At 72.5% G+C, this 24,538-nt stretch carries 16 protein-coding genes; 11 read left to right on the top strand and 5 right to left on the bottom strand.

The window, feature by feature from the left end; genetic code table 11:
• Positions 1–30 precede the first annotated feature (30 nt).
• On the bottom strand, positions 31–3,009 hold the full coding sequence (locus tag JE024_RS08335; protein WP_205372992.1) for a carbohydrate binding domain-containing protein: 2,979 nt from the start codon (positions 3,007–3,009) through the stop codon (positions 31–33).
• A gap of 363 nt (positions 3,010–3,372) precedes the next feature.
• Between JE024_RS08335 and JE024_RS08330 the strand changes: the two genes are divergently transcribed.
• Positions 3,373–3,957, top strand: coding sequence for a LysR substrate-binding domain-containing protein (locus tag JE024_RS08330; RefSeq protein WP_205372991.1), 585 nt, complete (start codon positions 3,373–3,375; stop codon positions 3,955–3,957).
• 33 nt (positions 3,958–3,990) lie between these two features.
• Here the strand turns inward: JE024_RS08330 and JE024_RS08325 are convergent, their stop codons facing one another.
• The gene (locus JE024_RS08325) at positions 3,991–4,833 is read right to left on the bottom strand and encodes an endo alpha-1,4 polygalactosaminidase (protein ID WP_372449778.1); all 843 of its coding nucleotides are present in this window, start codon (positions 4,831–4,833) and stop codon (positions 3,991–3,993) included.
• A gap of 100 nt (positions 4,834–4,933) precedes the next feature.
• A complete protein-coding gene (locus JE024_RS08320) occupies positions 4,934–6,346 on the bottom strand; it encodes a GH1 family beta-glucosidase (protein ID WP_244882695.1) in 1,413 nt (470 codons plus the stop codon).
• A 419-nt stretch (positions 6,347–6,765) separates the two neighbouring features.
• Between JE024_RS08320 and JE024_RS08315 the strand changes: the two genes are divergently transcribed.
• Both JE024_RS08315 and JE024_RS08310 read left to right on the top strand, forming a co-directional pair.
• Complete coding sequence (locus JE024_RS08315; RefSeq protein ID WP_205372988.1) at positions 6,766–8,148, top strand: glycoside hydrolase family 5 protein; 1,383 nt, start codon at positions 6,766–6,768, stop codon at positions 8,146–8,148.
• Positions 8,149–8,196: 48 nt separating this feature from the next.
• On the top strand, positions 8,197–10,047 hold the full coding sequence (locus JE024_RS08310) for a glycoside hydrolase family 9 protein (protein ID WP_205372987.1): 1,851 nt from the start codon (positions 8,197–8,199) through the stop codon (positions 10,045–10,047).
• A gap of 674 nt (positions 10,048–10,721) precedes the next feature.
• Here JE024_RS08310 and JE024_RS08305 read toward each other — a convergent pair.
• Positions 10,722–11,747: a LacI family DNA-binding transcriptional regulator gene (locus JE024_RS08305; protein ID WP_205372986.1), complete on the bottom strand. Its 1,026-nt coding sequence runs from the start codon at positions 11,745–11,747 to the stop codon at positions 10,722–10,724.
• 455 nt (positions 11,748–12,202) lie between these two features.
• Between JE024_RS08305 and JE024_RS08300 the strand changes: the two genes are divergently transcribed.
• The 8 genes from JE024_RS08300 (at position 12,203) to JE024_RS08265 (ending at position 23,111) form a co-directional block, all read left to right on the top strand.
• Entirely contained in the window at positions 12,203–13,555 is a 1,353-nt protein-coding gene (locus JE024_RS08300; protein WP_205372985.1) for an ABC transporter substrate-binding protein, read from the top strand.
• Positions 13,556–13,648: 93 nt separating this feature from the next.
• Positions 13,649–14,665: a carbohydrate ABC transporter permease gene (locus JE024_RS08295; protein WP_205372984.1), complete on the top strand. Its 1,017-nt coding sequence runs from the start codon at positions 13,649–13,651 to the stop codon at positions 14,663–14,665.
• Entirely contained in the window at positions 14,662–15,567 is a 906-nt protein-coding gene (locus JE024_RS08290) for a carbohydrate ABC transporter permease (RefSeq protein WP_205372983.1), read from the top strand. The genes JE024_RS08295 and JE024_RS08290 overlap by 4 nt, the downstream gene beginning before the upstream one ends.
• A gap of 204 nt (positions 15,568–15,771) precedes the next feature.
• Positions 15,772–16,275: a hypothetical protein gene (locus tag JE024_RS08285; protein ID WP_205372982.1), complete on the top strand. Its 504-nt coding sequence runs from the start codon at positions 15,772–15,774 to the stop codon at positions 16,273–16,275.
• Positions 16,245–17,663: a hypothetical protein gene (locus JE024_RS08280; protein ID WP_205372981.1), complete on the top strand. Its 1,419-nt coding sequence runs from the start codon at positions 16,245–16,247 to the stop codon at positions 17,661–17,663. Before JE024_RS08285 ends, JE024_RS08280 begins: the two co-directional genes overlap by 31 nt.
• Positions 17,660–19,129: a VWA domain-containing protein gene (locus JE024_RS08275; protein WP_205372980.1), complete on the top strand. Its 1,470-nt coding sequence runs from the start codon at positions 17,660–17,662 to the stop codon at positions 19,127–19,129. The genes JE024_RS08280 and JE024_RS08275 overlap by 4 nt, the downstream gene beginning before the upstream one ends.
• Positions 19,130–19,152: 23 nt before the next feature.
• Positions 19,153–20,274 carry an ATP-binding protein gene (locus JE024_RS08270; protein ID WP_205372979.1) on the top strand — a complete coding sequence of 374 codons (1,122 nt, stop codon included), beginning with the start codon at positions 19,153–19,155 and terminating at the stop codon, positions 20,272–20,274.
• On the top strand, positions 20,271–23,111 hold the full coding sequence (locus tag JE024_RS08265) for a DUF5682 family protein (protein ID WP_205372978.1): 2,841 nt from the start codon (positions 20,271–20,273) through the stop codon (positions 23,109–23,111). Before JE024_RS08270 ends, JE024_RS08265 begins: the two co-directional genes overlap by 4 nt.
• A gap of 76 nt (positions 23,112–23,187) precedes the next feature.
• Here the strand turns inward: JE024_RS08265 and JE024_RS08260 are convergent, their stop codons facing one another.
• Positions 23,188–24,222 carry a LacI family DNA-binding transcriptional regulator gene (locus JE024_RS08260; RefSeq protein ID WP_205372977.1) on the bottom strand — a complete coding sequence of 345 codons (1,035 nt, stop codon included), beginning with the start codon at positions 24,220–24,222 and terminating at the stop codon, positions 23,188–23,190.
• Positions 24,223–24,538 lie beyond the last annotated feature (316 nt).

Raw genomic sequence — 24,538 nt, 5'->3', positions numbered from 1 at the left:
GGCGGCGGGCCCGTCGTGTCCGGGGCCCCGCTACTTCAGGTAGGGGCCGTCGGCGCCGATCTTCCCGGTGCCGTTCAGCACGTAGACGCGCAGGTTGCCCTTGCCGGGGGCGGCCACGCTCAGGGTGCCCCCGGTGACCGTCTTCGTGTCACCGGTGACGGCGTCCCGGTAGGTGCCGTTCGGGATCCCGGTGTACGTCGCCGAGCCGCTGACGGTGACCAGCGCGAAGCTGTCCGTCGAGCCGCTGGTCCAGCGGCGCTTGAAGGCCATCTGGCCGGTGATGCCCTCGGTCGAGTACTGGCCCGTCTGGAGGGCCGGGACCGCCCGGCGGATCTGGTTCAGCCGCTGGAGGTGCTTGACCAGCGGCTGCTGGAGGGTCGTCGCGACGGCCCCGCTGGCGGACTCGACCGTGGAGAAGCCGGACGCCTTCACGTCCCCGGCGATCCTGTCGCCGAAGTACGCCCGGCCGGTGCTCGCCAGCGGGCAGGTCGGCCCGCAGTCGATCTTCTTGCCGGCCTGGAACTCGACCTCCGAGCCGTAGTAGAGGGTGGGGATGCCGCGGAAGGTCCACATCAGCGACATGTTCTCGGCCCACGCGTCCGTGCCGCCCGCGTAGCGCTCGCTGCTCTTGTTGGGGCCGTAGTCGTGGCTGTCGACGTAGACGACGTTGTAGGTGGCGTCGTTGTAGCTGTCGTCCGAGTCCTTGCCGTTGTGGAAGGCGTTCGGGGCGTCACCGAAGTTCATGTGCATCCGCATGTCGATGACGTTCATGCCGGAGAACCTGCTGTGGTCCGGCGCGTGGTAGGTGTTGCCCCTCAGGAAGGCGTTGTCCGACGTCGGCTGGTCGGCGGTGCCCCGCTGCTGCTCGTCGGCGTACATCTCCAGCGCGGCCTTCTCGTCGTCGGCGCTGTACTGCCCCCGTTCCTTCCAGGTGAAGAACTGCGCGGAGTGGTTGACCGAGCCGCGGTTCCACTTGTCGTTGACGAAGGCCGCGACCTCACCGAAGACGAAGAAGTTCTTCGCCGCCTCGGCGCCGTGCTGCTGGGTGACGCGCTCGGCGATGGCGGGCAGGAAGCGGCGGTTCCAGGTGGTCCGCGGGATGTGTACGGCCGTGTCGACGCGGAAGCCGTCGACCCCCATGTCGATGTACTTGTTGTACGCGCCGATCAGGTAGTTCTGCACGGTCGCGTTCTCGGTGTTGAAGTCGGCCAGGTCGTCGTGCAGCCAGCAGGAACGCGAGTCCTCGCCCTCCCAGTTGCCGATCCAGCAGTTGTGGTAGAGCGCCTTCGGGAACATGCCCGAGGTGGGGTTGGGCCACTGGCAGTTGTAGATGCGGTAGCCCTCCGGCGAGGTGTGCTGCGTCGGAGTGCCCCAGTTGACACAGGTGTTGCCGGTGGGCTCGGCCGTCGACCACAGGTCGCCGTTGTAGTACGACTTCCCGGACTTCGGCTCGACGGTGAGGCCGTCGTACTCGAAGGAGGCGTTCGGCTCGTCGTAGTACCAGCTCCACTGGGTGTCGCGGACGCCGTACACCTTCGGGGTGAACAGGCCCTTGGCGCCCCAGCGCGAGGAGTGGTTGTAGACGACGTCCTGGTAGATCTTCATGCCCTTGGCGTGGGCGGCGTTGATCAGGTCCTGGTACGAGGCGCCCGCCGACTCCAGCCGGCGGTCCACCTTGTAGAAGTCGTAGCCGTGGTAGCCGTGGTAGTCGTAGTCCGACCGGTTCAGCACGACCGGTGTGATCCACACGGCGGAGAAGCCGAGGGCCTTGACGTAGTCGAGCTTCTGGACGAGACCCTTGAAGTCGCCCCGGAACATGGGGTCGTCGTTCGCGGCGTTGCCCGACTTCACGTGCTGGTTGCCGCCCCGGTTGTTCGACGTGTCGCCGTCGTTGAAGCGGGCCGTGAGGACGAAGTAGATCGGGTCCTTGCGCGGGTCCGTGCCGAGCGGCTTGCCGGCGGCGGGGGTGGCCGGCCGGGTGCCGGTCGTCGCCGTCGCGGCCGCGGAGGCGGCGGAGACGTTCCCGGCGGCGTCGACGGCCTTCACCGTGTAGCTGTAGGCGGTCTTCTCGGCGAGCTCGGTGTCGGTGAAGACGGTGGAGCCGACGTTGGTCACCACCGTGCCGCCGGTGCCGCCGGTGCGGGTGACCTGGTAGGACGTGACCGCCTTGTCGTCGGTCGACGGCTCCCACGTCAGCACCACGGAGACCCCGTCCGCGCTCGCGGCGACCTTCAGGGGCACGGTCGGCGCCTGGGTGTCCGGGGGCTCCGCGACGCAGGGGTCGGCCGCGTTCGCCTTCACCGTGCGGTCCTTGACCGTCGACACACCCTTGGCGAGGAGGTAGTCCTGGCCGTTGTTGTTGTCCCAGACGCCGTTGCCGTTGTTGAAGGCGGCCCGCATCGTGGCGGCGGTGCCCAGCGACACCGTCCTCTTGACCCAGCCCGTGCAGGCCGGTGTCATCCCGACACCGGGCACCGCCGTCCAGGCGCCGCCGGCCGGCTGGTAGTGCAGATTGGTCGTCGTCCAGCCGACCGTCGCCGTCGAGTAGTAGACGGTGGCCTCGTTGCCCGGGCCCTCGGTGCCCGCGCACGGGTCCGAGTGCGCGACCACACCGTCCTTGACGGTGATGGAGCCGGTGCCCAGGTCGTAGTTCTGGCCGCCGTTGTTGTCCCACACGCCCGAGCCGTTGTTGAACGTCGCCTTCAGACCCGCGGCCGAGCCCAGGTCGACGGTCTTCTTCACCCAGTCGGTGCAGGCGGCCTCCATCGCGGTGCCCGGGACGGTCGTCCACGCACCGCCGTCCGGGCTGTAATGGAGGTTGTACTTCGCCCAGTTCTTCGTCTTGGTGTAGTAGAAGACGGTGGCGGTGGTGTCCGCGGCGGCCGCCGTGGTGGCCGCGGCCGCGGGCGCGGCGCCGTGCGGCACGGCGGTGAGCAGCCCGACCAGGCCCGCGGTCGCGACGGCCGCCGCCAGGGGGCGTCTCGGCAGCCGTCGGTCGTTGCGTTTCATGGTGTCTCCAGGGGGAGGGGCCGCGGCTGGGTGGGCCGCGGCATGTCGGCGGAGCGGGACGGCAGCGGACCGTCCCGCCCGGACTCCGCCCGGAGCCCTGACGCGCCTCGGGGCTCGAGCGAACGGATGGAAAATCCGGTCGGAAAGTTGCAGCAATTCGTTGCGGCGGGAAGGAAGTTACCGCCGCGCGGCGGGCGCGTAAAGCCTTTGGACGGGCGGAGGTTCCGTGCGCACCGGGCGGCGCCCGCCGGGGCGGTCGGCGTGCGGGCCGGCGGGGCCGGCGCCGGCCCGTCCCCTCGGGGGACGGCGCGGGCGGTGCGGACGATCCCGCTCTCGGGCCGACGGCATCGATGAGTCCAGCACATGCTTGTCACCCGCGTCGACGTCCCCGCCGTCCTCGCCCGCTTCCACCGGCGCCACCCCAAGGCGCACGTCAGCCTCCACATCGGCGCCGGCGGCGAACTCGTCGACCACGTCCGCGCCGGAGACCTGGGGATCGCCTTCCTCGGCATCCCCGAGACCGCGAGCCCCAAGGGCGCCAACTCCCGCGAGCTGACCCGTGAGCGCCTCGTCGCCGTCGCCGTTGCCCCGGACCGTCCGCCGGCCGGGGAGGAGAGCGTCACCCTCGGACGCCTGGCCGGGGAGACGTTCATCGACCTGCCCGCAAGGACGGCCGGCCGCGCCCGGTCCGGCCTCGCGTTCGCGGCGGCCGGCCTCACCCGCCGGGTCGCCTTCGAGGTCGCAGGCGCCGATTACCTGGCCCGGCTCGTCGGCACGGGCCTCGGCGTCGCCCTTCTCCCGCCCTCCTGCACGGCCCGCCTCGGCAGCCTGGCCGCCGTCGCCGGCACCGACGCGCCCACCCGCGCCGAACACCTCGTCCGGGCCCCGCACCCCGGCCCGGCCGCGGCCGCGTTCCTCGACCTGATCGACGGCGGAGGGGAGGGCTGAGGGGAGGGGGGACGGCCTCCGGGGCGGACCGGATCAGCAGACGCGGTGGACGTACCCCGGCTCGCCGGCCGGGAGGACGTCGAGGTCGCGCAGGGTCATGGACACCCGCGCGCCCCAGGTGCGGCAGCCCGCCGTGAAGTCGGGCTCCCGGTACTCGACGTCGAACACCCGGCCGTCGTACGCCGCCGCGAAGTCCCCGCACTCGTCGTAGCGCGCGCACTCCTCGGCCACGGCGAAGTCGAAGCCGGTCCGGGCGCGGGCCGGCAGCAGTTCGGCGGTGTTCTTCTGGGCGATCGCCAGGCCCTTCGCATGGGCGCGGTCGCTGAGCAGGCGGGCGAAGGCGATGGCGTGGTCCGCGGTGAGGAGCCCCTCGGAGCGGGTGAAGGAGTCCAGGTTGTCCGGCTCGACGGCGTCGTACCCGTCCTCGGCGCAGCCGTCGATCCAGGGGCCGACGACGCCGAGCAGCGCGGTGCGCTTCTCCTTCGAGGAGATGTCGAGAAGCGGTTCGTCCCAGTCCTCGTCGACCACCGGCTCGCCGTCGGCGTCGCGGAGCAGCAGATCGGGGTGGTTCTCGCGCCACCAGTCCACCGCCTCGTCGGGCTGGGTCTGGAAGGCGTTGACGTAGCAGACGTTGTAGAGCCCGGCGGCGGGCCCGTCCGTGCGGTCGCGGGCCACGGCCAGGACGCCGTCGGGCGGCGGGTAGGCGCCCCCGAGCTGGTAGTCGAAGGCGGCGCCGGCGGCCGGGGGCCGCACCTCGTCGTGGGCGGCGGCGCTCCGCCCGTCCGGCCCGCCGCCGGGGTCCGCCGTGCAGGCCGCGGTCAGGAGCAGGAGGACGCCGAGCAGGGCCGCACGGGCGCCCCGGGACGAAGTGCGCATGGGGGACATCGTCCCATGTACCGGCCCCGCCGCCGGCCCGCGCCGCCGGCCGGGCGGTCCCGCGTGCCCCGCCCCGTGGCCGGGGCACGCGGGTGCGGGATCAGTCCGGCAGGCGGTTGTTCAGTGCCACGTTGCCGTACCAGAGGGCGCTCTGCTTCGGTGTGCGCACCTGGGTGTCGAAGTCGACGCGCACGATGCCGAAGCGCATGCCGTACCCCTCGGCCCACTCGAAGTTGTCGAGCAGCGACCAGAGGAAGTAGCCGGCGACGTCGGCGCCCTCCTCGATCGCCTGGCGGGTGGCCCGCAGGTGCCCCTCGATGTACGCGGTGCGGTCCGCGTCGTGCACCTCGCCCTCGGCGGTCGGGGCGTCGTCGAACGCCGCGCCGTTCTCCGTGATGTACATCTTCAGCCCGGGGTGGTCGCGCTCGATGCGCACGAGCTGCCGGCGCAGCCCGTCCGCGTCGATCTCCCAGCCGATGCCGGTGCGCGGCAGGCCGCGGTCGATGAAGCGGACGTCCTCGGCACCCGGCCACTCGCTCGGTCCGGACGCCTCACCGCCGCCGGCGACCCGGTAGGAGGAGTAGTAGTTGACGCCCAGGAAGTCGATGGGGGCGCCGATGGCCTTCTCGTCCTCCGGGTGGATGTGCGCCGTGCCGCTGACGCCCTCCACATGGGCCCGGATGTCGGCCGGATAGGCGCCGTCGGTCACCGGGTCGAGGAAGAGGCGGTTCTGCAGCAGGTCGATGCGGTGGGCCGCGTCCTTGTCGGCGGCGCTGTCCGAATCCGGCTCCACCGGATAGAAGTTGAGCGTGATGCCCACCTCCGCGGCGGGTGCCGCCGCGCGGATCGCCGGCACCGAGAGGCCGTGGCCGAGGAGCAGGTGGTGGGCGGCGCGCAGCGAGCCGGCCGCGTCGGTGCGGCCCGGGGCGTGGATGCCCTTGCCGTAGCCGAGGAAGGCCGCGCACCAGGGCTCGTTGAGCGTGCCCCAGATCTTCACCCGGTCGCCGAGGGCGTCGGCCACCAGGTGCGCGTACTCGGCGAACCGGTAGGAGGTCTCCCGGTTCAGCCAGCCGCCCTGGTCCTCCAGCGCCTGGGGGAGGTCCCAGTGGTAGAGGGTGATCGCGGGCTCGATGCCGTTCTCCATCAGGCTGTCCACGAGACGCCGGTAGAAGTCGAGCCCCCGGTGGTCGGCCGGTCCGCGTCCGTCCGGCTGGATGCGCGGCCAGGCCACGGAGAAGCGGTAACCGCCCACCCCCAGCTCGGACATGAGGGCGACGTCCTGCTCGTAGCGCGCGTAGTGGTCGGCGGCCACGTCACCGGTGTGGCCGTTCACCACCTTGCCGGGCGTGCGTGAGAACGTGTCCCAGATCGACGTACCCCGGCCGTCCCGGTCCGCGGCGCCCTCGATCTGGTACGCCGATGTGGCGACGCCCCACAGGAAGCCGGGCGGGAAGGCCGAGGCGTCCGGCGGCTGCGAGAGGGCTGTGGGAGCCGGGCCGTTCTCTGCGGTCATCGTCATCCTCTGGTTGTTTTCCGAAACTGAGAGCGCTCCCGCTCCGGCGACCGGGCGTCTCTGCGCGGGGCAGGCTGAATACCAGAGACGCGTCAACCAGAATGGGAGCGCTCCCAAGAGCGTCGCGGGAGAGGGTCTCGGTTGTCAAGGCCGATGGGCTTCTGTCCCGCCCATTGACAGGCGGCCCCGCAGCCGCTTCATTGGTCGCGGCGCCGAAACGGCGGCGTCGAGAACCTCCGTGACGCCCCGGATGCGCAGCAGGTCCGGGTACCCGTGGCCCGATCGCTCGGGCCATGCTGACTGGGAGCGCTCCCGCACCGTCCCTGTCCGACGCCGCACCGTGACCGGCGTCAGGGTGGGAGGGCCGAGCCGAGTGGGAGCGCTCCCGCAATCCGCAGGCAAGGGGAAAGGAGAGTTCCATGAGGTGGCACAGCACCCGCGGACGGGGCCCGGGACGGGCCGTGCCCGCGGCCCTGACCGCGACCGCCGCACTCGTCGCGCTGTCGGTGGCGTCCCCGTCCGCCGCGACCGGGACGTCCGCGGCACCCGAGGCCGCCCCCGCCCGGGCCGGCACGGACTGGCTGCACACCGAGGGCAACCGGATCGTGGACGCCCAGGGCAACGAGGTGTGGCTCACCGGGGCCAACTGGTTCGGCTTCAACGCCGGCGAACGGGTCTTCCACGGACTGTGGTCGGTCAACCTGGAGACCGTCACCCGCTCCATGGCCGAACGCGGCATCAACATCGTCCGGGTGCCCGTCTCCACCCAGCTGCTGCTCGAATGGAAGAACGGCCGCGCCGCCGTCCCCAGTGCCGTCAACACCTGGGCCAACCCCGAGCTGAAGGACAGGAACACCCTCCAGGTCTTCGACGCCTTCCTCGCCCTGGCCGAGAAGTACGGCATGAAGGTCATGCTCGACGTCCACAGCGCCGAGGCCGACAACTCCGGCCACATCCACCCCGTGTGGTGGAAGGGCGCCGTCACCACCGAGGACTTCTACGCCGCCTGGGAGTGGGTCACGGCCCGCTACAAGGACAACGACACCCTCGTCGCGATGGACGTCAAGAACGAGCCGCACGGCACCCAGTCGTCCAGCCCCCGCGCCAAATGGGACGGCACCGCCGACCAGGACAACTTCAAGCACGTCTGCGAGACCGCCGGCAAGCGCATCCTGGCGATCAACCCGCAGGTGCTGGTGCTCTGCGAAGGCACCGAGATCTACCCCAGGAACGGCACCGGCTGGAACTCCACCGCCGCGTCCGACTATCACTTCACCTGGTGGGGCGGGAACCTCCGCGGCGTCCGCGACCACCCCGTCGACCTCGGGGAGCACCAGGACCAGCTCGTCTACTCCCCGCACGACTACGGGCCGCTCGTGCACCAGCAGCCCTGGTTCCAGGGCGACTGGAACCGCACCACCCTCGAACGCGACGTCTGGGACCCCAACTGGCTCTACCTGCACAAGGAGAACACCGCCCCGCTGCTCATCGGCGAATGGGGCGGCCACCTCGACAACGGGCCCAACCAGAAGTGGATGACGGCGCTGCGCGACCTCATCGCCGAGAACCGCATCCACCAGACGTTCTGGTGCCTCAACCCCAACTCCGGAGACACCGGCGGCCTCCTCGGCCACGACTGGACGACCTGGGACGAGGCCAAGTACGCGCTGCTGAAGCCGGCGTTGTGGCAGGCCGGGAACAAGTTCGTCGGCCTCGACCACGAGGTGCCCCTCGGCGGTGTGAACAGCACGACGGGGATCAGCCTCGGCGAGCACTACGGCGCCGCGCCCACCGCCCGCTGAGCCGCCCGCCCACGCTTCCCCCTCTCCCCCCACCCCGGAGGCCCGACCATGCCCCGCACCCCCACCGGCGGCCCGCCCCCGGCGCGCAGGCGGTCCGCGCGCCGCACGGCCGCGCTGCTCGCCGGCGCGCTGAGCGCCGCCCTGCTCAGCCCCGTCGCCGGCGCGTCCCCCGCGACGGCCGCCGCCGACCCGAGCGCCGTCAGGGTCAACCAGATCGGCTATCTGACCGGTGCCGACAAGATCGCCACCGTGGTCACCGGGGCGTCGGCCCCGCTCGCCTGGGAACTGCGCGCCACCGCGGACAACGCCCTCGTCGCCTCCGGCACGACCCGGGTCCACGGCTGGGACCGCGCCTCGGGCGACCAGGTGCACCAGGCCGACTTCAGCGCGGTCACCCGCGCCGGGGAGTACCGGCTCACCGTGGCGTCGGCCGGCACCAGCGTGCCCTTCACCGTCGGCTCGGCGCCGCTCTACCCCCGGCTCGGCCAGGAGGGCATGCAGTACTTCTACTTCCACCGCATGGGCACCCCCGTGGAGGCGCAGTACCTCCAGAACGGCGCCCATGCCCACGCCGCCCTCCACCCCGGCGACAGCTCCGTCCCCTGCTGGAACAACTGGTGCGGCGGCGCCCGCCTGGACGTCGCAGGATCCTGGGCGGACGCGGGCGACTTCGGGATCTACCCCGTCAACCACGCCGTCTCCGCGTGGACGCTGCTCAACCTCTTCGAACGCGACCCGGCCGCCTACGGCGACGGCAGCCTGGCGGTGCCCGAACGCGGCAACGGGCGGCCCGACATCGTCGACGAGGTCGCCTACGGCTCCCGCTTCATGGCCGGCATGCTGCCGCCCACCGGCCTGGCCTCCCACAAGGTGCACAACCACGCGTGGAGCGCGTTCCCCGTGCGCGACGTCGGCGCCGAGAACGCGATGGCCCGCTCGGCGATGCCGCCCTCCACCAACGCCACCTACGCCGTCGCCCGCACCACCGCCCAGCTCTCCCGGGTGCTGCGGCCCCACGACCCGGCCCGCGCCGACGAGTTGTGGCGGAGCGCCCGCACGGCGTGGCAGCGGGCCGAGGCACAGCCCGACGTCGACTACGCGACCGCGAACGACGCCGAGGGCGGCGGGGACTACCCCGACACGAAGAACAGCGACGACCGCTACGCCGCCGCCGTCGAGCTCTTCCTCACGGCCGGCGCACGCGGGGACACCGCGGCGGCCGCCTACCGCCAGGCGGTCACCTCCTCGCCGCACTACGGGGAGGTCGGCCAGTTCGACTGGCAGGAGGTCGCCGCGACGGGCACCCTCTCGCTGCTCGCCGTCGCCTCCGACCTGCCGGCCGCGGACCTCGCGCGGATGCGCGGCGCCCTGACGACGTTCGCCGACTCCGTCGTCGCCGGGCTGGCCGCCGAGGGGTACCCGGCGCTCATCCCCGGGGGCTCCCCGTACCCGTGGGGGTCGAACTCCTTCATCGCCAACCGGATGCTGCTGCTCGGCACCGCGCACCAGGCCACCGGCGACCTGCGCTACCTCAGGGCGGCCCACCGGGGCATGGACTACCTGATGGGCACCAACGCCATGCGCCTGTCCTACGTGACCGGCTACGGGGAGTACGCCGAGTCCGATCTGCACGACCGGCTGGCGTGGGGGCGCTTCCCCGGGACGCCCTACCCCCGGGGATGGCTCTCCGGCGGGCCCAACAACCAGGACATCAACGACCCGGCGACGCCGAAGGGGCGCCCGGCCGCGAAGTCCTACGCGGGGCCGGGGACGGCTCCCGAGGCGTGGTGCTCCAAGGAGAACACCGTGAACTGGAACGCGCCGCTGGTGTGGGTGGCGACGTATCTGGACCGGACGGCGCCGCTGCTGGGCGCCCGGGGCGCCCCGGGCGCCCGCTGACCCCGCCCGGGCCGGTGCCGCCCGTGGGGGCGGCACCGGCCCGGCGCGGCACGCGGCCGGTCCACGGTGGGACCGGCCGTGCACACTCCCCGCCGGCCCGGGGCCCCGGGCCGGCAGGGGGCGTGGGCGTGGTGGACGCCCACACGGCCGGGCCTCGCCCGGCCCGCGGCGCCTGCGGGATTCGCCCCCTCGCAGGCGCCGCGCGGCGTTCCGCGGGGTGTTCCGCGGGGCGGGGGTGGTCGGCCCCGTGCGGGCCGGTGGGTTGCGCACCCACGCTGCGCGCGGGTGTCCTCAAGCGCCGGACGGGCTGGGGCGGCGCGGGCGGGGGCGGGTCGTGAGGGTGGCGTCCGGGTCGCTCCGGGGGTGCGGGCGGGGGAGAGCTCGCACGAGCCTGCCCCGCTCCAGCCGTGACAACGATCCCCCGCCCGCACCCCCTGCGCGCCCCTCGCCCGGACCGGGCCCGGGAGGTGCGCCGTCGCCGGGGGTGTCGGCCCCGCGTCGGGCGGTGGGTGGGAACGGCCTGCGGCCGTGTCCTCAAGCGCCGGACGGGCTGGGGTGCACGGGCGGGGGCGGGTGCCCGTGCGGGCCGGTGGGTTGCGCACCCACGCTGCGCGCGGGTGTCCTCAAGCGCCGGACGGGCTGGGTGGGCTTGGACGGGCTGCGGGGGCGCGGGGTCAGGCGGTGCCGCGGCGGATGAGTTCGGTGCGGAGGACGACGTTGCGCCAGGCGGCGCCCGGGTCGGACATCTGGTCGATGAGGACGCCGGCCATGGTGCGGCCCATCTCCTCGACCGGCTGGCGGACCGTGGTGAGCTGCGGGTCGGTGTGCTGGGCCAGCGGGGAGTCGTCGAAGCCGATGACCGCCACGTCGTCGGGCACCCGCCGTCCGGCCGCGCGCAGGGCGTGCAGCGCGCCCGCCGCCATCACGTCGGACGCGGCGAACACCGCGTCGAGGTCCGGGTGGCGGCGCAGCAGCTCCGTCATGGCGTGGCGGCCGCTCTCCTCGGTGAAGTCGCCGTCGGCCGCCCATGAGGGCTCGTACCCCTCGCAGGCGCCGCGCACGGCCTCCTCGTAGCCGCGCAGACGGCACTGGGCCACGTACATGTCGGACGGGCCCGTGATGGTGACGATCTTCCGGCGGCCGGTGGCGGCGAGATGGCGCACGGCGAGGCGCGCGCCGCCCGCGTTGTCCGAGTCGACGTAGGAGACCGTCTCGTCGGCCGTGCGGCGGCCGCCGAGCACGGTGGGCATGTCCATCTCGGAGAGCAGGTCCGGGAGCGGGTCGCTGCGGTGCACGGAGACCAGGAACACCCCGTCGATCCGCCGGGCCTTCGCGTACTGCAGGAAGCGCGCGCGCTCACGCTCGGTGCGGACGAGGGTGAGCAGGAGCTGGAGCTCGGTGTCGGCGAGGCCGATGCCCACGCCGTGGATGATCTCGGAGAAGTACGGCTCCGTGAAGAATCGCTTCTCCGTCTCGGGCACCACGAGCGCCACCGCGTCGGTGCGGCTGCCGGCGAGCGCGCGTGCCGCGTGGTTCGGGATGTAGCCGAGCTGGGCGATGGCCTCCTCGACCGCGAGCCGGGTGGAGTCCCGGACGCCGGGCGACTTGTTGATCACCCGCGACACCGTGCCCCGCCCCACGCCCGCCAGCTCGGCGACCTGCTCGAGTGTGGGCTGGCCGTGTCGGCCCCGTACTGCCATGTGCGTGACCTCCGGTGCGGGATGGTGCTGTGCTGCCGATTCTCCCTGGAGACCGTGGTGACGGAGAGTTCGGGAGCGCTCCCATTATTGATCGTGGTCGGAATCCTTGTCGAGGAGGGCCTCCCGAGTCCGTTCGACCAGTGACGGGAAAACGGCCCGAAGGGTGCGGGACGCCCGTTTCCTTCCGTTACGTCCTGAAGGAAAGCTCGGGGAAAAGGGAGATTCTCACGCCGGTGACATCTCGGAGCAATAAAGCTCTGTTGCGCGACCTTGACAGCGGGTGTCGCCGCCGGGAAGCTTTCGATCCAAGCAGAAGTGGGAGCGCTCCCACTGGATCCGCGGATCCGCTGTCCATCGCTTCCTCACTTCCTTAGTCGTGACCGGTCCTGCTCGCCGTCAGCCCCACCCTGTCGCCCTGGGCCCGCCACCAGCCACCACAGTCGTAGGAGCCTCGAATGCGCATATCCACCGGTGTCGCCAGGCGCAGAAGCCGTGCGGTCACCCTCTCCACCTCGGGCCTGCTCGCCCTCGGACTCGTCCTCACCGGCTGCGGTTCGGACGGCGACAGCGGTACCGACGACGCCGCGGGCGGCGACAAGCAGATCACTCTGCGCGTCGGCACGTTCGGCTCGTTCGGCTTCGACAACAAGACGGGCGCCAAGCTCTACGCCGAGTACGAGAAGCTGAACCCCAACATCAAGATCGAGGAGACGAATGTCGCCGACGGTCAGAAGTACTGGGACGCGCTGAAGCTGCGCCTCTCCCAGGGCAGCGGCCTCGCCGACATCCAGGCCATCGAGGTCGGCTACATCGCCGAGGCCACCGGTGACGCCATGGCGAGCAAGTGGGTCGACCTGGGCAAGGCGGACGGCGCCGACACCTCCGCCTTCCTGGACTGGAAGGTCAAGCAGGCGACCACCCGCAACGACCAGGTGATCGCGCTCGGCACGGACATCGGCCCGATGGGCATCTGTTACCGCAAGGACCTCTTCGAGAAGGCCGGTCTGCCGACCGACCGCGAGCAGGTCGGGCAGCTCTGGGCCGGCGACTGGAACAAGTTCCTGGAGCAGGGCGAGAAGTACAAGGCCAAGGCGCCCGACGGCACGGCCTTCCACGACTCGGCGAGCGGTCTGTTCAACGCCGTGATCTCCAGTGAGCCCGACCAGTACTCCGACGAGTCGGGCAAGCTCCACTGGGAGGGCAGCCCGGGTGTCGCCAAGGCCTGGGACGTCGCCGTGAAGGCCGCCCAGGGCGGGCTGACCGGCAAGCTGCGCCAGTTCGACGAGAAGGGCACCTGGAACGCCGCCTTCAAGAACTCCAAGTTCGCCACCGTCGCCTGCCCGAGCTGGATGACCGGCATCATCAAGGACCAGGCCGGTCCCGCGAACAAGGGCAAGTGGGACATCGCGCAGGCGCCCGTCCCGGCGAACTGGGGCGGCTCCTTCCTCGCCGTGCCGAAGGCCGGCAAGAACACCGCCGAGGCCGCCAAGCTGGCCGCCTGGCTGACCGCGCCCGAGCAGCAGGCCAAGGTCTTCGCCGTCAACGGCAACATCCCCTCCACCACCGCCGGCCTCAGCTCCGAGGCCGTGCAGAACGCCCAGCCCGAGTACTACCCCGGCGTTCCCGTCGGCAAGATCTACTCCGCCGCCGCGCAGAAGATCACCCCGGCGCCCATCGGCCGCTACGACGGCCAGGTCAAGACGTTCCTGACCGACAACGGGATCCTCGACATCGAGACCCGCGGCACCGCGCCCGACAAGGCGTGGAACAACGTCAAGAAGCTGATCGAGGACAAGATCGACCAGTAGTCCTCCCGGCGCCGGCCGCCCGTCTCGCACGGGCGGCCGGCGCGCTCCGTGTCCATCCATGAACTTCATGACTCACCAGGGAAAGGGCGCCTGATGGCCACCTCCCTCCAGCCCGACCAGGACGCCTCGCCCCCCGTCGTCCTGTCGGGCAGCCCCACGGAACCGAAGAAGCACCGCGACCCGGACGGCTGGCGCAGCCGCCTGTACCGGCTCGACCTCAAGGCGACGCCGTACGTCTACGTCGCCCCGTTCTTCCTCGTCTTCGCCGCCTTCGGCCTCTTCCCGCTGGTGTACACCGGCTGGCTGTCGCTCCAGAAGGTCGAGCTCGGCGGTGAGGCCGAGTGGCGCGGCTTCGACAACTACCTCCGGCTCTGGGACAGCGACTTCTTCTGGAACGCGCTGGCCAACACCTTCACCATCGGCCTCATCTCCACCGTGCCGCAGCTCCTGATGGCGCTGGGCCTGGCCCACCTGCTCAACTACCGCATCCGCGGCCGCGGTTTCTACCGCGTCGCCGTCCTCGCCCCGTACGCCACCTCCATCGCGGCCGCCGCGCTCGTCTTCGCGCAGCTCTTCAACACCGACTACGGCCTGATCAACCAGCTCCTCGGCTACGTCGGCATCGACGCGGTCAACTGGGAGACGGAGAAGTGGCCCGCCCAGATCGCGATCTCCACGATCGTCACCTGGCGCTGGACCGGCTACAACGCGCTGATCTACCTGGCCGCCATGCAGGCCGTGCCGAACGACCTCTACGAGGCCGCCGCGCTCGACGGAGCCTCGCGGTTCCGCCAGTTCATCAGCATCACGATCCCCTCGATCAAGCCGACGATCCTCTTCACCATCGTCGTCTCCACGATCGGCGCCACCCAGCTCTTCGGCGAGCCGCTGATCTTCGGCGGCAGTCTCGGCATCGGCGGCGGCAGCGGCAACCAGTACCAGACCCTCAGCCTGCTGATGTACGAGAAGGGCTGGATCACCGGCGCCCTCGGCCAGGCGTCCGCCATCGCCTGGGTGATGCTGCTCCTGCTGCTGCTCATCGGACTCGTTCAGCACCTGCTCGGCCGGTCCGGCCGGGGGAAGAAGAAGGACGGAGCGGCCCGCTCATGACGCACGCCCTCAACAGGCCCGCTCCGGCCCACGGGCGGCCGCCGGCACCGCGCAAGCGGTTCGGGACCAAGGCCGGACGCCAGCACCACGCAGGGCCGTTCACCTACGTCCTGCTCGGCTTCGCGGCGCTGATCTCGCTCTTCCCGCTGTACTGGAACCTGGTGGCGGCCTCGCACACCGGCGAGCGCGTCGTGCAGGCGCCGAGCCCGCTGCTGCCGGGCAAGGAGCTGTTCAACAACCTCTCCATCGCCTGGAACCAGGTCGACATGGGCGAGGCGCTGATCAACACGACGATCGTCGCCGGAGCCGTGGCGTGCAGCACCGTGCTGTTCGCCACCCTCGCCGGATTCGCCTTCGCCAAGCTGGAGTTCAAGGGCCGCAACGTGCTGCTGACGATCGTGGTCGCGACCATGACCGTCCCGCCGCAGCTCAGTGTGATCCCGCTGTACCAGCTCATCACCGAGTTCGGCTGGGTCAACCAGCTCCAGTCGGTCATCCTCCCCAGCCTGGTCGCCGCGTTCGGTGTGTTCTTCATGCGGCAGTACCTGCTGGAGGCGCTGCCCGTCGAACTGATCGAGGCCGCCCGGGTCGACGGCGCGCACAGCCTGCGCATCATCTGGCACGTGGTCTTCCCGGTCGCCCGTCCCGCCATGGCGGTGCTCGGGATGCTCATCTTCGTCCAGGCGTGGAACGACTTCTTCTGGCCGTTCATCGCGCTGACACCGGACGGATCACCCACCCTCCAGGTGGCCCTCGCCGGCCTGGGCTCGGGCAACCACAGCATCAACCACGCCATCGTGCTCACCGGCGCGCTGATCGCGACCCTGCCGCTGCTGGCCGTGTTCGCGGTGCTCGGCAAGCACATCGTGGGCGGCATCACCTCCGGAGCGGTCAAGAGCTGACACGCAGGGGAGCCGGGGCCCGGGACGCGCGTGGGGCGCGTGCCGGGCCCCGGCGTTGTGCCGTGCCGGGCCGCGGGGGATCTTGGCGCCGTGCCGGGGAGGGCCGCGGGGCGGTCCCGGCGCCGTTGTCAGTGCACACGGATAGGTTCGTCTCGTTCCGCCGCAGTGGTGCGAACGCCTCCCGTGTGCATTGGAGATGGTCCGTTGTCGGATGGGGAGAAGTCGAGCACGGTCCGGGTGACGGCGCCCGCGCGGCCACGCAAGCTCGCCAAGGTGCCGTTCGTCGAACTGGCCGACGGGCGGGTGCAGGGAGTGGTGTCCAGCGGGTCGGACATCGGCCGCGTCTACGTGTCGTCCGTCGCGGCCGGTACGTACGCCTTCGCGTGCAGCACCAACAACAACCGGCCCTGCGGCGGCGCGCGGGGCTCCTTCTGCAACCACATCCGCGCCCTGCTCGGGGAGGCCGTGCTCCAGTACGGCGCCGAGCGGGTCGCCCGCCATCTGAAGGCCGACACCGGGGACGCGGCCCCGGACACCGCCGGCATCGTCGCCGCGATGACCGCCACCCGCCCCGCCCAGGGCGACACCTCGGCCGCCGCGCCCGTCTTCAGCCGGTTCCTGCGGCACCTCGCCTACCTCGAACTGCCCGGCTCCACCGCGCCGCTGCCCGAGATGCAGTGGTTCCCGCCGACGAGGGCGGTGGCCTGATGCGCGCCGATCCGCTGACCGAGCCGCTCGACGGCCTCGACGAGGCCCTCGCCGCCGTCGACGCCTTCGACCGGGCGCTCGTCCACGGGCTGCTGCGCCCGCAGCCGGCCCAGGCCGAGGGGCTGGCCGCGCTCGCCGGCGCCGTCGCCGGGACCCCGCTCGCCGCGCGGGTCGAGGAGGCCGCCGGGAAGGCCGCGGCCGGAGCGGCCGGCGAGGACCACCTCACCGCGCTCGCCGCCGCCCGCACCGCCCTGCTCGGCGCGGCGCACGACGCCCTGCTCGCCCGCGCCGACGAGGCCACCGGACGCACCCGCGCCGAGGAGTCCTTCGCCGCGGAGCCCGGCGGGCACGGCGCCAACCTGCGGGCCGCCGCCCGCGCCTGGCTCTGCGACCTCGCCCGGGCCGGCTGGCACGGCATCGACCACGACCTCGTCGCCCAGGCGGACACCGTCGTCGCCGCGATGCTCCCCGACCCCGCGCTGCGCCGGCACGCGGCGCTCCTCGACGGCTTCGCCGCCGAACTCGCCGCCTCCTGCCCGGGCGCGGGCCTGGAGCGGGTCCCGGTGCGCCGCTGGGCCGACCTGTGGGCGCGTGCGCTGCTGCTCACCCACCGGGGCGCGGCCGGGCGCCCGGCCACCGGCACAGCCACCGGCCGGCTGCTGCCGCTCGGCATCGACCTCCAGGAGCACCCGACCGCCGTCCAGGCCCAGGTGCACGCGGTGTTCGAGCCGGCGGACGGCACCGCGCCCCGCCTGGTGCGCGCCTCGGTGTCGGCGCCCAAGCCCGACACCGTCGTGGGCGCCGGGCTCTGGCAGTTGCTCCGCCCCCGCACGTCCCTCCTGGCCGCCTTCGGCGAGGGCCGCTCGATGGAGCTCGACGCGATGCCGGTCACCGCGGGCTCCGACCTGATCTGGGACGACGCGCACGCGAAGCCGGGCGCGGCGGCCGATCCCTTCGCCACCGCCCGGGTGGCCCTGGCCGGCGCCGCCGGACAGACGACCGCGCCCCTGGACCGGCATCCGGCCCTCATCGCCGAGCCCGTCCTGCTGGAGGGGTACACCGCGGACCGGGACGGCGACACCCTCGTGTTCGACCTGGCAGGCCACCGCCTCGCCGTCGACACCGACCGCATCCCGGTCGCGGGCCCGCTCACCCCCGAGGCCGTCGCGGCCTCCGGCGCCTGCATCGGGCTGCTCCGCTGGGACGCGGGGGCGTTCCGTGTGCAGCCCCTCGCCGTGGAGACCACCGTGCGCCGCAAGGCGGTCGCGGTCCACGCCGGGGCGTGGGCCGCGGGCACCGCCGACAAAAACGGTGCCAAGGCCGAGAAGGCCGCCACCGACGCCGTCTCCGTACTGCGCGAACGCGCGGGAAGGCTGCTGCGCGCATGAGCGACCCCACCCCCGCACCCGCGCCCGCCGCCACCGGTGCGGACGCCCCCGGGTCCGACGCCGCTGTTGCGGACCTGCCGGTGCCCGACGCCACTGTCGGGGACGCCCCCGGGCCGGACGCCACTCCTGCGGACGCCCCGGTGCCCGACGCCCACGACAACCGCCGGCAGGTGCTCTACTGGCGCCTGCTCGCCCGCCTCTTCGACCACGAGGAGCAGCCGGCGCTCGAATCGGCGAGCCTCGCCGTCGTCGAGGACATCGGCCTGCCGCCCGCGCTGCTCGACCCGGGCGCGTCCGTCGACTCCGTCGTCCAGCGCCACCCCGGCCTCGCCGCCGAGCTGGAGGGGCTGATGACCCCCGGGCCCGACGCCGACGGGCAGCGCGACCGGGCCGCCGAGGTGCGCCGCGCCGCACTCGCCTCGAAGGTGCTGCTCAACGTCTTCGCCACCGGCTCCGGGACGGTCACCGCGGGGCAGCTCGCCCGCTGGCAGTCCGACGCCGGCTGGCTGGAGCGCGCCCTCGGCTGCCCGCCCGGCGGCCTGCGGGGCGGCCGCTCCGACGCCGGCGGCGCCACGGGCCTCGGCCCCGAACTGGGCGCAATCGAAGCCGGACTCGTCTCCCGGATGCGCCTGCGCGAGGTGCTCGCCGATCCCACGCTGGCCGCACAGCTCACGCCCAGCATGTCCCTGATCGAGCAACTGCTGCGCGACAAGGACAACCTCTCCGGTGTCGCCCTCGCCAACGCCAGATCGCTGATCCGCCGGTACGTCGACGAGGTCGCCGAGGTGCTGCGCACCCAGGTGGAGAAGGCCACGGCAGGCGACCTCGACCGCTCGATCCCGCCGAAGCGGGTCTTCCGCAACCTCGACCTCGACCGCACCGTCTGGAAGAACCTCACCAACTGGAGCCCGGAGGAGGAGCGGCTCTACGTCGACCGCCTCTACTACCGCCACACCGTGCGCCGCACGACACCCCAGCGGCTGATCGTGGTGGTCGACCAGTCCGGCTCCATGGTCGACTCGATGGTCAACTGCACCATCCTCGCCTCGATCTTCGCCGGACTGCCCAAGGTCGACGTGCACCTGATCGCGTTCGACACCCGCGCCGTCGACCTCACCCCCTGGGTGCACGACCCGTTCGACGTGCTGCTGCGCACCAACCTCGGCGGCGGCAACGACGGTCCGGTGGCGATGGCCATGGCCCGCCCGAAGATCGCCGAGCCGCGCTCCACCGCGATGGTGTGGATCTCCGACTTCTACGAGTTCGGCCGCTCCCAGCCCCTCTACGAGGGCATCGAGGCGGTCCACCGCTCCGGCGTGAAGTTCATCCCCGTCGGCTCGGTGACCAGCTCCGGACGGCAGGAGGTCAACCCCTGGTTCCGGGAGCGGTTCAAGGCGCTCGGCACCCCGGTGATCTCCGGACACATCGACCGGCTCGTCCACGAGCTCAAGACCTTCCTCACCTGAGACGTCCCAGAAAGGCCCCTGACATGTCCGACCTGCTGCGCGCCCCCGCCGAGATCAAGTACGCCGAGGAGCTGGACTGGCTGGAGTCGGTGGACGACGGCCCCAAGCCCTTCTCCTGGCGGCTCTCCCCGAAGATGGTCCGTCTGTTCGTCCTCGGGTCCGAGCGCTCCGACGGCCTGGACCGGGAGATCTCCCAGAAGTGGTTCGGCGACCGGAGCTTCGTCGAGCGGTCCATCGTGACCCTGGCCTCCGACCGCGGCCTGCTGCTCATCGGCGACCCCGGCACCGGCAAGAGCTGGCTCGCGGAGCTGCTGTCCGCCGCGATCAGCCGCAACTCCACCCTGGTGGTGCAGGGCACGGCCGGCACCACCGAGGACCACGTCAAGTACTCCTGGAACGTCTCCATGGTCATCGCCAAGGGGCAGTCGCGCGCCTCGATGATCCCCTCGCCGATCATGACCGCGATGGAGACCGGCACGATCGGCCGCTTCGAGGAGCTCACCCGCTCCACCAGCGACGTCCAGGACGCCCTGATCTCCATCCTGTCCGAGAAGTACATCTCGGTCCCCGAGCTGGACAGCGACGGCGGCGACAACATCGTCTTCGCCAAGCCCGGCTTCTCCGTCATCGCGACCGCCAACAGCCGCGACCGCGGTGTCAACGACCTCTCCTCCGCGCTGAAGCGCCGCTTCAACTTCGTCCGCATCCCGGTGGTGACCAACAAGAAGAGCGAGGCGGAGATCGTCCGCTTCCGCACCGAGGAGCTGCTCCGCCGGCACGCCATCGACCTGGACGTGCCGCCGACCCTGCTGGACGTGCTGCTCCAGAGCTTCGCCGACCTGCGGGCCTCCGCGGCGGCGGCCGGCAGCGACGACGAGAAGCTGGAGTCCGCGCTCTCCACCGCCGAGCAGATCGGTGTGCTGGAGGACGCCGTCCTGCACAGCGACTTCTTCGGCGAACGGGCCCTCACCGCACGGACGCTGGCCTCCTCGCTGGTCGGCTCCCTGGCCCGCCGCGAACCGGAGGACCTGGCCATCCTCAACAAGTACCTGCACGGTGTCGTCGAGCCGCGCAGCAAGTCCGAGGGCGGCTCCTGGCCCGAGTTCCTGGAGGGCGGCCGCGACGCGATCGCCACCCTGTCATGAGCGGAGCACCCGCCGGCACCCCGCCGGCCACCGCCGCCGAAGACACCTTCGAGGCGCTGCGCGGCCAACTGCACGAGGCCGCGGCCGCGTTCGCCGACGGCCCCGGCGCCCTGGAGGGCATCCTCCTCGGCATGGTCGACGACGTCGACCGGGCCCTCGGCGAGCCGCTGGAGATCTTCCCGGTCTGCCACCACTCGCCCGCCTCGGCGACCGCCATGGCCCGGCGGCTGCGCGAGAAGCGGCCCAGGGTCGTCTACCTGGAGCTGTGCGAGGACATGGCGCCGATCCTCACCGAGCTGCGCAACTGCCGGCTGCCGGTGGCGGTGCAGGCGTTCGCCGGCGAGGTCCGCGACTTCCCGCCCGAGTGGTCGCCGCTGTCGGTGGTCGCCCCGATCACCGAGGCGTCGGCCGAGTACCAGGCCATCGCCTACGCCCTGGACACCCCGGGCGTCGAACTGGTCCTCGTGGACCGCTCCTCGGACCACGTCTTCCAGTGGGACCGGCGCGCCGAGGACCCCGACGGGCCCGCCGCCGGCCCCGAGAGCGCGTCCGCCCGGCCCGCCGAGGAGGAGGCCGCACTGCACGGCGAGGCCGTCGGCGTGGAGATGGGCGACCTCCGGCCGCGCTTCGCCGAGCTGGAGGAACACCTGCTCCGCCACGGCCGGGTGCGGCACTGGTCGGAGTGGTGGCACCAGTACGTGGAGCTGCCGCTCGGCGACAGCGACCACGACACCTACCGTCAGGTCATGCTGCTCATCGGCAGCCTGTTCCGCCGTCTCGCCCCGGGCGACCCGGGCCGGATGCGGGTGGACGAGGACCGGGAACGCCACATGTGGACCCGGATGCGCGCACACCTGTCCGCCACCGGCACCGACCCCGCGGACTGCCTCTACGTCTGCGGCGCCTTCCACGCGGCCAGCCGGGTCGCCGAGTTCGGGGTCGCGGGCACGGACACCTTCGAGATCACCCCGCGGTCGGCCACCACCTGGCAGCACGGTCTCATCCCGTCCAGCCACGCGGCCATCGAGGCGCAGTTCGGGCTGGCCGCGGGATCGGTGTCGATCGCCGCCACCACCTGGGCCAAGAACCTCCGGCGCACCCGGGTCGAGCCGTTCCGGCTGGCCGGGCAGGCGGGCGCGGCGAAGCCCCGTGCCCGCAAGACCTCCACTCCGCCGTCCCCGGCGGCCGGGGCGCCGCCCGCCGGGGACCGCCTCTCCGGATACCTGCGGCAGCCGCCCGTGCCCGACCACCTCGACGAGGCCGAACTGCTCGGCTGGTCCGTCGACATCGTGCGCGCGGCCCGCCGCAACGGCTACCTCGCCTCCACCGCCGACGCCATCGCCGTCTTCGAGACGTCGATCCTGCTCGCCGGCATGCGCGACCGGGCCCGGCCCACGCCGTACGACTTCCAGGACGCGGCGATCACCTGCATCGAGAAGGACTCGGTGCCCGGACGCCGTGACGTGCGCCGGCTCGTCGAGATCATGATGGGCGGCGACCGGATCGGGCAGGTCGGCTACGACGCGCTGCCCCCGCTCGCCCGGGACGTGCACGACCGGCTCGCGCCGCTCGGGCTGGCGCTGGAGAAGCGCGGTGTGCAGCGGGCGCTGCTCGACCTGGCCTCCCGGCCGGAGCTCGCGGCCTGTTCCGACGTGCTGTGGATGCTGCGCAGGCTGATGCCGCACGGCGCGGCCCGCCCGATCATGGGGGAGCGGCGGCTCGGCACGACCTCGATCCAGGAGTCCTGGGACCTGGCGCTCGGCACCCACCAGCGGGCGCTCATCGAGCTCGGCTACGAGGGCGTCAGCATCGAGCAGGTCCTGGAACAGCGGCTGCGCCGGGCCGCCTGGGACGCGCAGGCCCGCACGGCGACGGTGCTGGCCGCCGTCGAGGACGCCACGCTCCATCTGCGCAGCCGCCGCCTCGCCGGGGAACTGGGCACCCGGGCGCTGGAGGTGCTCGCCGGCGAGCGCAGCGTCGACGGCGCCCCGGAGGTGCTGCGCCGGGTGCGCGGGCTCCTCGCCTACTACCGCACCGCCGAGCCCGTGCTGCCGCCGTGGATCGAGTCCTTCGTCAGGACCGGCTACGCCCACTACTGCACACAGCTCCCGACGGCGTTCGCCGACGAGGAGGCGACCGTGGGCCAGGTCGCGGCCATGCTCGGGTTCCTCTTCAGCATGGAGGGCCTCGCCCTGTCGCTGGGCTGCGACCGGGCGCAGCTGGAGCTCGCGGTGGCCCAGTGCCATCCGCGCGACCCGGCGAAGACGGCGCTGCTGTGGGCGGCGCAGGTGCAGCTCGGCACCCTGTCCCGGCAGGAGCTGCGCGAGCGCTGCGACGACCTGCTCGCCAACCCCATGGTGGTGCCCGCCTATCCGCGCTACCTCAGTGGATTCGTCCATGCGCTGGAGCCGGTGCCGGGCCTGGCGGACGTGGTGGTCGAGGCGGTCTCCAACGCGTTCGCCCGCCTCCCGGACCCGGTCCTGCTGCCGTGGCTGCCCAGCCTGATCACGACGCTGCGCTCGACGGCATCGGAGCTGGCGCCGCTGCTGATCCGCGAGGCGGGGCGGGTCTTCCCCGCGCGGCTCGCGGCGCTGGACGCCTGGGTCCCGCCGTGGCGCGAGCAGCACGCCGCGCCCGCAGCGGCCCCGGGCGCGGCCCGGGCTCCCCACGGCGCCGCCCTGCTCCGCGCCCACCGGGCGACCGGTGACGCGGTGGCGGAACTGCTGGGGTGGGAGGGCTCCTGGGAGCCGGCGGCCGCCGCCCCGCCGGGCGCGGCCCTTCTCAGCCGCCACCCGGCCACGGCGGACGCCCTGGAGGCGCTGCTGACGGGGGCGTGAGGGGCGGGGCCCCCGGGGGACGCGTCTGCCGCCGGGAGGCGCGTCCAGGACCTGACCCGCCCCGCCTCGCGGCGGGTCAGGCGTCGGCCGCGGGGCGGGTGGGGGAGGAGGCGGTCGAGCCGCGGACGACGAGTTCCGGCATGAAGACGAACTCGCTGTGCGGGGCGGGGGTGCCCCCTATCTCCTCCAGCAGCGCGCGCACGGACGCCTGGCCCATCGCCTGGACGGGCTGGCGGATGGTGGTCAGCGGCGGGTCGGTGAACGCTATGAGCGGCGAGTCGTCGAAGCCCACCACGGAGATGTCCTTCGGGACGTGCAGCCCCTGCTGCCGGGCGGCGCGGATCGCGCCGAGCGCCATCATGTCGCTGGCGCAGACGACCGCGGTGCAGCCGCGGCCGATCAGGCCGGCGGCGGCGGCCTGCCCGCCCTCCAGGGTGTAGAGCGAGTGCTGGATCAGCTCCTCGGACTCCTCGGGCGCGACGCCGAGCCGTTCGGCCATGGCGTGCTGGAAGCCCTCGATCTTGCGCAGCACCGGCACGAAGCGGCGGGGCCCGAGGGCCAGGCCGATGCGGGTGTGGCCGAGCGCGGCGAGGTGGGTCACCGCCAGGTGCATCGCGGCCCGGTCGTCGGGCGACACGAAGGGGGCCTGCACCTTGGGGGAGAAGCCGTTGACCAGGACGTAGGGCACGCCCTGGGCGCGCAGCCGGTCGTAGCGCTGCATGTCGGCCGTGGTGTCCGCGTGCAGTCCGGAGACGAAGATGATCCCGGAGACGCCCCGGTCCACCAGCATCTCGGTCAGTTCGTCCTCGGTGGAGCCGCCCGGGGTCTGGGTGGCGAGCACGGGCGTGTATCCCTGGCGGGTCAGCGCCTGGCCGATCACCTGGGCGAGGGCGGGGAAGATCGGGTTGTCCAGCTCGGGGGTTATCAGTCCGACGAGGCCGGCGCTGCGCTGCCGCAGGCGGACCGGACGTTCGTAGCCGAGCACGTCGAGTGCGGCGAGAACGGATTCGCGGGTGGCCGCGGCCACGCCGGGCTTGCCGTTGAGCACGCGGCTGACTGTGGCTTCACTGACCCCCGCCTGGGCTGCGATGTCGGCGAGCCGCGCGGTCATGGAAGTGGACTGTACCGGTCGGGCGCACGATTGCCCACCAGATGCGGGATTCAGCGGTTTCGGGCCTCCGCGGGGCCTTGGAGCAGGAGAGTCGTGTCACATCGCTGCAAAGCCTTGCGAGGCTCTTGCCGGGGCCTTGCAGCAGGCGGCACTCTGGTTCCCGGCCGTGTCAAGGGATGTGTCGGCAACTCTCAGGACACGTGAATGTAACGATCCCCTGTCCTTGCAGAAATTTGCCGCAAGGTCTTTCCGATGGTTTTCAGCCCTGTTACGTTCCTGGCAACCCGGCACCGCGAGGGAGCGGACGGCGGGAGGC

It is taken from the genome of Streptomyces zhihengii (assembly GCF_016919245.1).
Lineage (GTDB): Bacteria > Actinomycetota > Actinomycetes > Streptomycetales > Streptomycetaceae > Streptomyces > Streptomyces zhihengii.
Note: the sequence above shows the minus strand (reverse complement) of the source record. Positions and strands in the feature narration are given on the sequence as shown.

Bases quoted from the DNA above. Each gene is read 5' to 3' on its own strand.
- JE024_RS08305 (WP_205372986.1), bottom strand. From the start codon at position 11,747: ATGGCAGTACGGGGCCGACACGGCCAGCCCACACTCGAGCAGGTCGCC.
- JE024_RS08330 (WP_205372991.1), top strand. From the start codon at position 3,373: ATGCTTGTCACCCGCGTCGACGTCCCCGCCGTCCTCGCCCGCTTCCAC.
- JE024_RS08320 (WP_244882695.1), bottom strand. From the start codon at position 6,346: ATGACCGCAGAGAACGGCCCGGCTCCCACAGCCCTCTCGCAGCCGCCG.
- JE024_RS08290 (WP_205372983.1), top strand. From the start codon at position 14,662: ATGACGCACGCCCTCAACAGGCCCGCTCCGGCCCACGGGCGGCCGCCG.
- JE024_RS08295 (WP_205372984.1), top strand. From the start codon at position 13,649: ATGGCCACCTCCCTCCAGCCCGACCAGGACGCCTCGCCCCCCGTCGTC.
- JE024_RS08265 (WP_205372978.1), top strand. From the start codon at position 20,271: ATGAGCGGAGCACCCGCCGGCACCCCGCCGGCCACCGCCGCCGAAGAC.
- JE024_RS08335 (WP_205372992.1), bottom strand. From the start codon at position 3,009: ATGAAACGCAACGACCGACGGCTGCCGAGACGCCCCCTGGCGGCGGCC.
- JE024_RS08325 (WP_372449778.1), bottom strand. From the start codon at position 4,833: ATGCGCACTTCGTCCCGGGGCGCCCGTGCGGCCCTGCTCGGCGTCCTC.
- JE024_RS08300 (WP_205372985.1), top strand. From the start codon at position 12,203: ATGCGCATATCCACCGGTGTCGCCAGGCGCAGAAGCCGTGCGGTCACC.
- JE024_RS08310 (WP_205372987.1), top strand. From the start codon at position 8,197: ATGCCCCGCACCCCCACCGGCGGCCCGCCCCCGGCGCGCAGGCGGTCC.
- JE024_RS08260 (WP_205372977.1), bottom strand. From the start codon at position 24,222: ATGACCGCGCGGCTCGCCGACATCGCAGCCCAGGCGGGGGTCAGTGAA.
- JE024_RS08275 (WP_205372980.1), top strand. From the start codon at position 17,660: ATGAGCGACCCCACCCCCGCACCCGCGCCCGCCGCCACCGGTGCGGAC.
- JE024_RS08270 (WP_205372979.1), top strand. From the start codon at position 19,153: ATGTCCGACCTGCTGCGCGCCCCCGCCGAGATCAAGTACGCCGAGGAG.
- JE024_RS08315 (WP_205372988.1), top strand. From the start codon at position 6,766: ATGAGGTGGCACAGCACCCGCGGACGGGGCCCGGGACGGGCCGTGCCC.